General features: G+C 59.3%; 13 protein-coding genes. 1 reads left to right on the plus strand and 12 read right to left on the minus strand.

The genetic code is table 11. The annotated features are described in order from the left end of the window. Nucleotides 1-60: 60 nt before the first annotated feature. A protein-coding gene (locus ACP8LP_RS10765; protein ID WP_147612108.1) for an IS3 family transposase occupies nucleotides 61-1,295 on the plus strand; the annotation gives its coding sequence in 2 pieces (ribosomal slippage) (nucleotides 61-370 and nucleotides 370-1,295; 1,236 coding nt in all). A gap of 523 nt (nucleotides 1,296-1,818) precedes the next feature. On the opposite strand, the gene ACP8LP_RS10770 is transcribed toward ACP8LP_RS10765, so the two are convergent. From ACP8LP_RS10770 to ACP8LP_RS10825, 12 genes are all read right to left on the minus strand, one after another. Then, entirely contained in the window at nucleotides 1,819-2,241 is a 423-nt protein-coding gene (locus ACP8LP_RS10770; protein WP_238993139.1) for a hypothetical protein, read from the minus strand. 1,091 nt (nucleotides 2,242-3,332) lie between these two features. After that, nucleotides 3,333-3,614, minus strand: a complete 282-nt coding sequence (locus tag ACP8LP_RS10775) for a hypothetical protein (RefSeq protein WP_004809510.1) — start codon at nucleotides 3,612-3,614, stop codon at nucleotides 3,333-3,335. Nucleotides 3,615-3,817: 203 nt separating this feature from the next. Next, nucleotides 3,818-4,276, minus strand: coding sequence for a hypothetical protein (locus ACP8LP_RS10780; RefSeq protein ID WP_004809512.1), 459 nt, complete (start codon nucleotides 4,274-4,276; stop codon nucleotides 3,818-3,820). Next, a complete protein-coding gene (locus tag ACP8LP_RS10785) occupies nucleotides 4,276-4,965 on the minus strand; it encodes a pentapeptide repeat-containing protein (protein ID WP_238993140.1) in 690 nt (229 codons plus the stop codon). The genes ACP8LP_RS10780 and ACP8LP_RS10785 overlap by 1 nt, the downstream gene beginning before the upstream one ends. A gap of 60 nt (nucleotides 4,966-5,025) precedes the next feature. Further along, entirely contained in the window at nucleotides 5,026-5,538 is a 513-nt protein-coding gene (locus ACP8LP_RS10790; protein WP_334355052.1) for a hypothetical protein, read from the minus strand. A gap of 163 nt (nucleotides 5,539-5,701) precedes the next feature. Next, nucleotides 5,702-5,902, minus strand: coding sequence for a hypothetical protein (locus tag ACP8LP_RS10795; RefSeq protein ID WP_484483154.1), 201 nt, complete (start codon nucleotides 5,900-5,902; stop codon nucleotides 5,702-5,704). A 432-nt stretch (nucleotides 5,903-6,334) separates the two neighbouring features. Further along, entirely contained in the window at nucleotides 6,335-7,150 is an 816-nt protein-coding gene (locus ACP8LP_RS10800) for a hypothetical protein (RefSeq protein ID WP_484483155.1), read from the minus strand. A 576-nt stretch (nucleotides 7,151-7,726) separates the two neighbouring features. Next, the gene (locus ACP8LP_RS10805) at nucleotides 7,727-8,380 is read right to left on the minus strand and encodes a hypothetical protein (protein WP_484483156.1); all 654 of its coding nucleotides are present in this window, start codon (nucleotides 8,378-8,380) and stop codon (nucleotides 7,727-7,729) included. A gap of 287 nt (nucleotides 8,381-8,667) precedes the next feature. After that, a complete protein-coding gene (locus tag ACP8LP_RS10810) occupies nucleotides 8,668-9,192 on the minus strand; it encodes a hypothetical protein (RefSeq protein ID WP_484483157.1) in 525 nt (174 codons plus the stop codon). A 312-nt stretch (nucleotides 9,193-9,504) separates the two neighbouring features. Then, entirely contained in the window at nucleotides 9,505-10,029 is a 525-nt protein-coding gene (locus ACP8LP_RS10815; RefSeq protein ID WP_484483158.1) for a hypothetical protein, read from the minus strand. A gap of 312 nt (nucleotides 10,030-10,341) precedes the next feature. Then, nucleotides 10,342-10,869, minus strand: a complete 528-nt coding sequence (locus ACP8LP_RS10820; protein WP_484483159.1) for a hypothetical protein — start codon at nucleotides 10,867-10,869, stop codon at nucleotides 10,342-10,344. Nucleotides 10,870-11,181: 312 nt separating this feature from the next. Beyond that, entirely contained in the window at nucleotides 11,182-11,709 is a 528-nt protein-coding gene (locus tag ACP8LP_RS10825) for a hypothetical protein (protein WP_484483160.1), read from the minus strand.

Genomic DNA, 11,709 nt, shown 5'->3' on the forward strand with positions numbered 1-11,709 from the left:
CCCTTGGTTGTGGACACGTGGAATCCAGCATGGGCTGGAGGAAGCGAGATGATCATCACCATGGCCAGGAAGAACTACTCGATGGAGTTTCGTCAGCAGGCCGTTGACTTGTACGAGACCACGCCCGGTGCGACGTTGAAGCAGATCGCTGGGGAGTTGGGGGTCTCCCGTGGGACCCTGTCGTTGTGGGTCAAGGACTTGGGCAACGGTGTCCGCACCAGCGACGGACCGACCCCAGCCACGCCCCCTTCCGGTGAGTCACCAGTAGCGAGGATCGCCCGGCTGGAGGCCGAGAATGCCCGGTTGCGGGCGGACAAGGCCAGGGTGGAGACCGAACGGGACATCCTGCGCAAGGCGGCCAAGTATTTCGCCGGGGAGACGAGCTGGTGAACCGCTTCCAGTTCGTCGCCGACCACCAGACCACCTACCAGGTGAAGCGGTTGTGCCAGGTGTTGGAGCTGTCCCGCTCCTCGTTCTATGCCTGGCAGAAAGCCGGCCCGGCCCGTCAGCAGCGCGCTGAGGACGACGCTGTCCTGGCTGCACGGATCCGACGGGTCCAGGACCCGAAAGCTGGTGGGGACCCGGCCTACGGGGCACCGCGGGTGACCGTCGAACTGAACGACGGCGCCGCCCGCGAGGATCGTGTCAACCACAAGCGCGTCGCCAGGGTGATGCGTGCCCACCAGCTGGCGGGGACCCGGCTGCGTCGCAGGGTTCGCACCACGGTCCCGGAACCGGCTGATGAGAAGTTCGGTGACCTGCTGCAGCGGGACTTCACCTCCGAGAAGCCGAACCAGCGTTACGTCGGTGACATCACCTACCTTCCGCTGGCCGGTGGCGGGAACCTCTATCTGGCCACCGTGATCGACTGCTACTCCCGCAAACTGGCCGGCTGGGCGGTCGCGGACCACATGCGCACCGAACTGGTCGAAGACGCGCTGAAAGCCGCCTGCGCGCAGCGCGGCAGTCTCCGGGGTGCGATCTTCCACAGTGACCATGGGTCGGTCTACACCTCGAAGGCCTACGCCAAACTCTGCAAGGGTCTCGGGGTGACCCAGTCGATGGGGGCCGTGGGGACCAGCGCCGACAACAGTCTGGCCGAGTCGTTCAACGCCACCCTCAAACGCGAACTCCTTGCCGGGCAGGCCACGTTCGCTGGGCCTGAATTGTGTCGCCGTCAGGTCTTTCGCTGGGTCACCCGCTACAACACTCGCCGTCGCCATTCCTGGTGCGGCTACCTGTCCCCGAACACCTATGAGGCCCGCCGGGCCGCTACGCTGCCAACCGCAGCGTAATCAACCACCACCGTGTCCACGATCCGGGGCGAAGGCCCACAACCGCAAAATCCGAGACCGCGCACCCATCCCTCAAACCTCTCTTCCATCTATTTCCGCCCTCTAGGTGGCTTATTGATAGCAATTACCGTCGCATTGCCGCCGGGTCCCGGAAGATCGTTGGCCGGTCGATGACCGGCTCCAACTCAGCGCTCCACAGCAAACACCCAGTCACACTCGGGCTACGCCGTCAGCCCTGCCCCCAGCCTCCTGGCAACTCGGCACCACGGCATCCGCTCAAGAAGACCTCCACCGCAGCCTTCATCTCAATAGCCGTGACACACTGCTCAGGAGCAACCTCCGAGAAAGACCCGAACTACTCACACCCCAGCTCCGCCGAGCGACGCGAAGATGGACAGGCAGCTCCCCGACTGGACCGGCTACCACCCTCGTCGCCCACTTCAACCAGAACGTAGCCGTCCCCCGGAATCTCTGCGACCGTCAGCGACCACCCCATCCGGGTCATGGCTCTCGCGACGAAGCCCTACGCAGACCAGTGACAGTACAGACCCTGGCAAGCCTCTCGCGCCTCGCGAGCCAGACCCGACAAGCGGTCTAGGAGGTCACGCCCCTCGGAGATCGCATCAGCTGGGACCATCGCTTCCTCGGCCCACTGCTCGAGAGCCGCTGCACGATCCTCGTCACTCAGCCGGACCAACGCATCAACCACACACGCCTTCACAGGAACGATCACGGCTTCCTCAAAACCGGCCACCGGCAGATCAAAAGGCTCACCCATCGCGCCGCCATCAGCCGCGTCATCAGACGCGTTCAGCAACGCCAAGACCTCTTCGCCAGCCACCACCCCGTGCTCGACGGCACCGGCCCACGAGCCAGACACCACCCCGGGCTCCAACACCTCAGCTGCGGCCGCATCATCCGCCGCCACGAAAAAAGTCAGATCCATACCCATCTTTCACCCGTCCCTTCGACCGCCTGCCAACCCCCGACCGGGGATTAGACAAGACCCCACATCCGACGCCAACGCTTAAGCCCCAAATCGAGCCACGTCGCCGCCGAGTCAAACAACTGCTGCTGTCCGACAAGGTTCTTGTCGATGATGTCAAGAATCATCATCGCATCGTCGTCTCGGTCAGCCCGCGCACGCTCCCGCGCTTGCTTGATCGCCTGCGCGCCGTTCTCGGCATAGAAGTACCCCGGGCCCTTGCGGGAGCTTCTGACGCGACAAATCGATCCCATATCGAAAGTCGCAGTCGATCATCTCTGCTTGCGAGAAATCATTGCCGAAAAATTGAAAACGCGCTGCTGAATCAAGTTCACGCGGGCAAGAAAAAGGCAGCGGTGCCAACGTCCAGTAAACGTACCAATCAATCAGTTCACCAGACATTAGCGACCAATCCTTCAAGCGGGCGCCCGTGAAATCGCATTTCTCAAAACGAGCCACACCTCCCGGCGAAAACGTCAACCAAGCGTCCCGAAAAGAGCAACGCCGGTAAATCGTTGGCTCTGAACCACTCCCTGCGCCGAAATTCTTGCAGCGGGCACCCTCAAAGGAGCAGTCCTCTACATCAGCCGCGAGCGCCTACCACGTTCGGTTCGTCAACTCGAAAACCTCACCACGAACCAACTCCCGGCTACCAGCCGACCCAACCAGCACCCGATCAATCATGGACTCATGCAACCCCCATACCGGTAATGACTTCTACTAACAAGACTCTATTCCCCCGAAGACCTGCACGTCGGTGGGATGCCAATGTGTCATCCATGCGAGAACACCGCGGTGATCAATCCCCTGCCGCCAGCGCATTCTTAGTACGTCCACTCACATACTCGACATAACCCGATGGCTTCTTCAACGAGACCTGTCGGAACATCCGCAATGGCCCCCGACCCTCATACGCCGTCTTACCCGCATACACCCAACCGTCCTGACCCAAAGTCACAGCATTACGCGAAACAGTCCCCTGCAGTAGCGGGGACCCCTGACTGGTGACCTCCACCACATCCTCATGTCTCGGCTCACCATCGACAATCCGATCAAAAAACCACCAACGCCACCAACAACTTGCTGTGCGCCACAATCTGAGCGATCATGTACCCGCCATTGGGAACATCACGCCAATACACATCCCCATCAATGTCATCGCCCTTGTCCTTTCGACCACGACCCATCGGAGACAGCTTCGACGACGAAGCCTTCGGCGACACAGCAGGGACAGTCTCAGCCTTCACCACCGCAGGCTTACCACCCTCCTCCAACAACTCCTCAACATCACCACGCACATCAGACTCAAAAACACCCACGCCAAAAGCACCCACAAGAACCCCTCCACCACAGTGAAGCCCCTAGTGTGTCCAGAGGCTTGATTCATGCTTTCAGTCGGTGGGCTGAAGGCGATGGTAGTGCAGCTGTTCGGCCTGCGTGAGGGGGAGGTCGTCCAGTCTCCAGGAATAGCAGCCGGTTACAGAAGTCGACCCAGCGGAGGGTCACGACCTCGACCTCGCAGACATCGCGCCAGAGCCTAGACGCACACCCAGCAATAAACTCGCTCATCCACGTCATGAGCGGCCCGAGCCAGCCCAGCAAGACCCTCAACAAGTCGTACCCGATCAGCAAGCTGCAGGCCCAGATCCTGCCGCGACACCTCAGCCCATGCCGTTGCCACCTCCCCAGCCTGCGCCAGGTCTAGTCCAGCCAACGCGGAGACCAAGCCCGGGTGAACCCCCAAGACCATGCGCTCGCCATCATCAACCATCGCCACCAGGGAACCAGCGGCAGGATCCACCAGGAGCGCCGACAACTCCTCACCCGTCAACGCCGATTGCAGACATGACGCCTCCACCGCTGGATCGACACCCTTGGTCTCCACCAGACCACGCAGTTGCCCGCTGTTCATGGAGATGGGCCCCCCAGGCTCGTCCAGCACCACAGCCGGGTCAACGCCTTCAGCTACCACGAAGTAATCACACAAGACACCCATCAGTGTTCTCCGCCCATCTCGGCCTCGACCGTTCGTACTAATCCCAACACTTCAGCCCAGACCTCCGGTGATGTCGAACGCAATGGCCACCCGAACCAGTCCTTCTGCCCTGAGCCAAGATGCATAGCCCACAACGACACCGACAGGTACTGTTCCGCTGCTGCGCGCAACTCCTCGGGGACCTCACCCAACCTGTCCAATGCAGCCTGAGCAACCTGAGGACCACACCCCAAGACCAACAGTGGCGCACAACTACCGGACCCCGGAAGGACGTTGGTGGCAAGGTCCACACCCGAACGAAAGTCGACCGAACAAGGATCGACGCCCGATAGGTCGTTCCGCTCGAAACGGTTGCGGCGATACTCAATCCCGGATTTCGCTGCCGTGTCTCCCCAGATCACGGCGTCAGCGATAGCCCCCTCGAACCGACAATCCACTACGTCGCCCTCGTCCAGCCGCCACTTCTTAATCTTGACGCTCTCAAACTCGCAGTCGACGAAGTCCATGAATGTGTGGTGCCACTCATCAATCCGGCAGTTCACAAAGCGACACCCGGAAAACACTGAACGTTCGCACCCCTGAAAGATAAATTCTTTCAGATGGAGACCAGAAAAAATACAACCATCCAGCCTGGCTCCGCGCACCGCCAATCGCCCATGAGGTGCTACATCGAAGGTCTCGTCGTTCACCGTCTGGCTCCAGACTCGGATACCAGAGTCCGTCAAAAACCCAGTAGTCATATCACCCTCCTAAAACGGATCGTAGCCGGCGAACGCACACGTCAAATAATCTCCACCCTTGTCAGTGTGCGCCTTAATGGTGTGCGGATTTGTAGTAGTTAACTCCACTAATGCGTCATTCATTTGTTTGTCTTTGTAATCGGGCCCCACACTTCGATATTCGAATCGTCCTGGATATAGCAGATTCAGCTCACCGCGGATTTCATAGTGAACTTGACTACCGAGGAAAGCCTTCCTTAGCCATGGCTTTCTCTTAGCCGCGCGCGCCATCTCCTTGGAGAATTTCTTTTCTAAATCGTCGGCACCCTGCGATCGAATTCCCCGCGCTACCGCCCCAACAATTGTTTGCAAATCGGCATCATCAGGTATATCCACCTCAACACCGTATTGGAGCCTACGAGTCGCATTGTGTGCTAGGACCCAGCTGCTGTCGTCGGCCACGAAGTAGTTGTACAGGCCCTCCACTGTGAAGTTGTAGACCGTGGCGATCTCGCCGGTGGCCTGGATCGACACGACGGCCACGAGACTACCCGACTCGTCGTAAAGCTGGTCGCCAGCAACCCCTGACCCCAGACGCAACACACAACAGCAGCGCTGCCCCGCCCTATGAGCATTGGCCCGCCAGCCCGCCCGGTACCAGCCCGATCAGCTTCAAAACAAAGAAGTCCCCCAATCGGTATCCGGGCTACTTCTTGGTACGGCCCTTCTCCTCGGCAACGCGATAGCGCGCAATGGCCTCACCAAGCGCAATCTCGCCAGCCAACGACCTCTGGGCAGCATCAGCACCCACCCGCACCGACGGCACCGGCGTCCCATCAAAATACGTCACCCTGAACGGCGTCACCGCCCGCAAAGCCTTCGCCACCTCATCAAAAAACCGAGTCATCGACTCAAGTTCCGGATCCCACACCGCCGATACCTGATCAGGCTGCACCGCGCCATCAGGCCATCGAGCCAACTTGACCCATGCAATGGTCCCACCTTCTGGCTCATCCGGGTCCTTCGGGCTTGTCCGCGTAGCCAACCCCGGATCCACCTCCGGAGACCACAACGACAGCAATGGCCCCGAGACCTGTGATGGCGAATCAGCGATCGCATCCGCAGACAGCGGCAAAAAATCAAATCATCATCCAGCAACTTCGTTCCCGGCACACGCGAACGCACCTCATCCCACGCCCGCTCCCGATCCACATCAGTAAGAAACAACCGCGACCGCCGCGTCCGCGTACCCATCCCTGGAACCTTTCCGCTCTCAGCCACGCCTTCTTAGCGCCAACCCGCTCGAAAGATTACGCGGATCGGCCATAGCAGCCGCAGCCTACTGAAGAGACGGGGAATCAGTGGCGGGATCTGTCACATCGATCCCGGCTTCCAGCGCCGCACGGAGCGCCTCCCGAGCTGATACGGGATGCGCAACTAGCTCCACCATCCCCTCAGCCACAGCGCGCAAGTCAGGTCCAGGCCCAGTCGCCACGAGGTGAGTAGCATCGACATGGAATTCCAGATGCCCCCTACGGGTCGGCTCAAGCCATGAGACCATCGAGGCCCACCACGCCGCATCTGGCACGATCCCCATACCTTCGAGGGCGGGACCCAGCACAGCCGCCGCTCGGTTCAGGTCCAGTTTCAACTCGCCTCGATGAATGGTCACGATGCGAGAAGCCCCCGCAGCGCCCCCACTGCCAGGATCGACGAGCAGCCAACCCTGGGCATCGGCAACCTGCAAAGCCAGACCCCACGAACTCAGCATCTCGTAACGCGGAAGCGGCTCCACTGGCGAGTCAAGGAGATGACCATGCTCATCCACAACCCGGTTCTCCATGCGGAAGTGATGGACCGCTAGACGTTCACCGGGCTCAAAATCCAAACTCGCCACCCTGCGGAACCACTTCCGGCGAAACTCCTTCTTGTTCACCAAGACATAGGAGCCAAGCCTCCTTGACGCCTGCAAGCACGACCGATCATCCCCAAGATCCACCTGGCTGGCATCAGCATCGAACTGATACATCAGAACCACCGGGGCCTTCACCATCTCCAGATCAGGATCAATGACTCGACCCAAGAACTCCTGCTCCCCGACACAGATCGCGGTCACATCCCCAGCATGGGGAACAAAGCCCTTTTCATAATTCATCTGCTCAACCAAGAAAATTCTCCAAACCGTTCTTCTCGAGAATATCTATACCATGCGCAACAGCCTCAGCATGAATTAGACTCATACTCTATATATAGAGTGAATTGTATTTAGCCAGCCGCCATCTTTCTCAAGTCTCCGCGCAAAAATGATCTTCTCCGCGGCAGACCATCCGTCCGCATTCCCCACGCCCCTCCATAAGTCGCCCAGCCCGGCTAGGCCAAAAGGCCAATCTGGTCCACCCGAGCACCCGCATCCCGGAACCAGGATCGAAGAACACCATATGATAGCGCTCTGCCATCTCCTGCAACACGGGTACCGACTCCTGCATGAGGCTGTTCCCCAAAGCCACATGCAGCAACTCTCCCGAAGCCTCCGCCAGCAACGGCATCGCCGTCCACACACAACTCTCGTCATCGCGCTCCGGCAACTCCGCCGTCACCTCTGCCGGGAACGCACCAACCACAGGCCCAGCAGGACCACGCTGAGTGCCCTTCAACCGTTCGTAGCAAGCCGCCCAATCGGCGTCCGGCCCGTTGTCGCACAGACCCTCTGGCCAAAAGGCCACTACATAACTCACCGAGCCCCCATCCAGAAATCTCGCAACTGCGGGGGGATCACGCTGTCCTGCGGCACAGCAGCGACCATCTTGCCACCGCACATACGATCAGCTAATTCGAACTCACTGCGCTCGATCCTCTTCCTACGCTTCCGCGCCAGCGTGCGCGGCACACCTTCCATGACAAAGACTGGCGCAAAACCCTCAGCCAGCCAGTGAGGCACCTGTACCCCCACTGCCAACACATCCAACTGCAACCATGACGACACAACACACATCGCAGCCTGTTCCCCAAGTGAACACGTCTGCACCCATTCCGCTGCCTGGTCCTCACCCAGCGCACGCGCAGCATCAACAAAGACCCGCAACTCGGTATCTGAGCCAAACGTCGGAATCGCCTTTCTTTGATTTTTCGTGAATGGTGCCTTGAGGCCATTCTTCACCTCTACGAAAATGAAGTTGCCCTCAGCATCCCTTAGCAGTAAGTCCGGGCGGATCCAACCCGTCAAGGACGCATTATGCGCCAGCACCCATCCGCCGTCGCCGGCAACGTAGTAGTCGTGCAGGACCTCGACTGCGATGTTGTAGACCGTGGCGACCTCACCAGTGGCTTGGACCGGCAGACCAGCACCAGGGCATCCGCTCAAGAAAGCCTCGACCGCAGTTTTCATCTCAATAGCCGTGTCCACACTGCTCAGGAGTGCCCTCCGAGAACGAGCCGAAACACGTCATCTGGGTGGCGTGACCCAGGACAGGCTGTGACCCGAACCGTGTCTGGTAACGCCTCAACCGGTGCCCACGACTCCACATGCCGCGATAACGACTCCTCACTGTCAAACTATGAGGAACTTCTCGCAGCCGAGCAGCGAGCAGGGACGGTCACCGCACCGAAACGAGATTCTCGCAATGGCCTCTGTCGGCTCAAGACAGGTCGAGGCCCTCGACCCGCGGGCACCTGTTAGTCGTGGTCGGGGCGAGCGAAGAACACTCCCTCCGCTGTCGTGCGTATGACCCGCGCCGCCCGCACAAAATCCGGATACGAATCATATGCGCCCCGCGGCGCATAGTTCACCGCCGATAAAATAGAACCGTCTAGAAGCCTCGGCCCCAAGTCCGCCCTCCCGCAGTTGACATACTCAGGCGAAAAAATGCGACAGGCCATCTCTGTCATCATCATGGCCACATCCTCATCGTCCTCGTCCACGACGCCCGGTAAGCTTCCCATTGCCACAAGGCGAAACAGGTCCTCCCGCTCCGCATAAGTATCCAAGTCGAGGTGAACGTTGAGATCACCCCGCGGGGCCCAGATAGAGGCGAAGCCTCCTTCGGCCACGAGACGTCGGACCAACTCTTGCTCAATAGCCACCGGTGTGGCCAACACTGCCCGCTCCGAGTCTGCAGTGAATCGCCATTCGCTCAACTCAGGATAAAGACCACCCACCTGGCTACACCAGGCAACCACACGTGCAGCGATCTCCTCCATTCTCGGAGAAGATAGCTGCCACGCACACCTCAATGACCACATCACACATCATCTCCTGTTCACGACAACGAAACTACCGAATACAAGGGACATGGCTGATCTTAATCTCCTCAGAAACTAACCGCCACTCCTCCCGAGCAGCTCTTTCTTCGGTAAATATCCACCCGGGATAACGACTTCTCACGGTCGAACTATGAGGAACTATTCACAGCCGAGCAGCGAGCAGCGACGGTCACCGCGCCGAAACGATGATTGTCGCAATGGTCTCTGTGGGCTCAAGACAGGTCGAGGCCCTCGCTCCGCGAGTACTTGTTAGTCGTGGTCGGGGCGAGCGAAGAACACTCCCTCCGCTGTGGTACGTATGACCCGCGCCGCCCGCACAAAATCCGGATACGAATCATATCTGCCGCGCCGCGCATAGTTCACCGCTGACACAAGAGCACGGCCGTCAAGCATCAACTCCAATTCCTCTTTCCCGCAGTTGACATACTCAGGCGAAAAAATACGACAGGCCATCTCCGCCATCGCCATGGCCACATCCTCATCATCCTCGTCCACGGCACCCGGTAAGCTCCCCATTGCCACAAAGCGAAATAAATTCTTCCGCTTGTCATAATCACTCGCGCTGATGTGCGCGCTGAGATCACCCTGCGGGGCCCAGATAGAGGCCAAGCCCCCGTCGGCCACGAGATTTCGGACCAACTCGTGCTCGGTCACCACTGGTGTGGCCAACGCCGCCCGCTTCGAACCTGCGGCAAATCGCCATTCACTCAACTCAGGATAAAGACCACCCACCTGGCTACACCAGGCAACCACACGCGCAGCAACATCCTCCATCTCCCACGAAGACGGCCGCCAACCACACCTCAATGACCACATCACACATCATCTCCTATTCACAACAACGAAACTACCGAAGAAAAGGCACATGACTGATCTTAATCTTCGCAGAAATGATCTCACGCGCCTCCCGAGCAGCCCCTTCCACGGTAAATATCCACCCGGGATAACGACTTCTCACGGTCGAATCATGAGGAACTATTCGCAGCCGAGCAGCGAGCAGGGACGGTCACCGCGCCGAAACGATGATTGTCGCAATGGTCTCTGTGGGCTTAAGACAGGTCGAGGCCCTCGCTCCGCGGGCACCTGTTAGTCATTGTCGGGACGAGCGAAGAACACTCCCTCCGCTGTGGTACGTATGACCCGCGCCGCCCGCACAAAATCCGGATACGAATCATATGCGCCCCGCCGCGCATAGTTCACCGCCGATAAAAGAGATCCGTCGTCAAGCATCGGCTCCAATTCCGCCGTCCCGCAGTTGACATACTCAGGCGAAAAAATACGACAGGCCATCTCCGCCATCGCCATGGCCACATCCTCATCATCCTCATCCACGTTCGCCGGTGATCTCCTCCCCCCTGCCGCGAAGCGAAACAAATTCTCCTGCTTGTCATAATCACTCGCGCTGATGTGCGCGCTGAGATCACCCTGCGGGGCCCAGATAGAGGCCAAGCCCCCGTCGGCCACGAGATTTCGGACCAACTCGTGCTCGGTCACCACTGGTGTGGCCAACGCCGCCCGCTTCGAACCTGCGGCAAATCGCCATTCACTCAACTCAGGATAAAGACCACCCACCTGGCTACACCAGGCAACCACACGCGCAGCAACATCCTCCATCTCCCACGAAGACGGCCGCCAACCACACCTCAATGACCACATCACACATCATCTCCTATTCACAACAACGAAACTACCGAAGAAAAGGCACATGACTGATCTTAATCTTCGCAGAAATGATCTCACGCGCCTCCCGAGCAGCCCCTTCCACGGTAAATATCCACCCGGGATAACGACTTCTCACGGTCGAATCATGAGGAACTATTCGCAGCCGAGCAGCGAGCAGGGACGGTCACCGCGCCGAAACGATGATTGTCGCAATGGCCTCTGTGGGCTTAAGACAGGTCGAGGCCCTCGCTCCGCGGGCACCTGTTAGTCATTGTCGGGACGAGCGAAGAACACTCCCTCCGCTGTGGTACGTATGACCCGCGCCGCCCGCACAAAATCCGGATACGAATCATATGCGCCCCGCCGCGCATAGTTCACCGCCGATAAAAGAGATCCGTCGTCAAGCATCGGCTCCAATTCCGCCGTCCCGCAGTTGACATACTCAGGCGAAAAAATACGACAGGCCATCTCCGCCATCGCCATGGCCACATCCTCATCATCCTCATCCACGTTCGCCGGTGATCTCCTCCCCCCTGCCGCGAAGCGAAACAAATTCTCCTGCTTGTCATAATCACTCGCGCTGACGTCCACGCGAAGAGGACCCTGCAGGGCCCAGATAGAGGCCAAGCCCCCGTCGGCCACGAGATTTCGGACCAACTCGTGCTCGGTCACCACTGGTGTGGCCAACGCCGCCCGTTTTGAATCTGCGGTAAATCGCCATTCGCTCAACTCAGGATAAAGACCACCCACCTGGCTACACCACTCAACCACACGTGCAGCAACATCCTCCAT

This window comes from Cutibacterium sp. LaCa_89, from assembly GCF_058177555.1.

Excerpts from the sequence above, each read along its gene's own strand:
- ACP8LP_RS10800 (WP_484483155.1), bottom strand. The coding sequence starts at position 7,150 with ATGAATTATGAAAAGGGCTTTGTTCCCCATGCTGGGGATGTGACCGCG.
- ACP8LP_RS10815 (WP_484483158.1), bottom strand. The coding sequence starts at position 10,029 with ATGGAGGATGTTGCTGCGCGTGTGGTTGCCTGGTGTAGCCAGGTGGGT.
- ACP8LP_RS10825 (WP_484483160.1), bottom strand. The coding sequence starts at position 11,709 with ATGGAGGATGTTGCTGCACGTGTGGTTGAGTGGTGTAGCCAGGTGGGT.
- ACP8LP_RS10780 (WP_004809512.1), bottom strand. The coding sequence starts at position 4,276 with ATGGGTGTCTTGTGTGATTACTTCGTGGTAGCTGAAGGCGTTGACCCG.
- ACP8LP_RS10805 (WP_484483156.1), bottom strand. The coding sequence starts at position 8,380 with ATGAAAACTGCGGTCGAGGCTTTCTTGAGCGGATGCCCTGGTGCTGGT.
- ACP8LP_RS10810 (WP_484483157.1), bottom strand. The coding sequence starts at position 9,192 with ATGGAGGAGATCGCTGCACGTGTGGTTGCCTGGTGTAGCCAGGTGGGT.
- ACP8LP_RS10770 (WP_238993139.1), bottom strand. The coding sequence starts at position 2,241 with ATGGATCTGACTTTTTTCGTGGCGGCGGATGATGCGGCCGCAGCTGAG.
- ACP8LP_RS10795 (WP_484483154.1), bottom strand. The coding sequence starts at position 5,902 with ATGACTCGGTTTTTTGATGAGGTGGCGAAGGCTTTGCGGGCGGTGACG.
- ACP8LP_RS10820 (WP_484483159.1), bottom strand. The coding sequence starts at position 10,869 with ATGGAGGATGTTGCTGCGCGTGTGGTTGCCTGGTGTAGCCAGGTGGGT.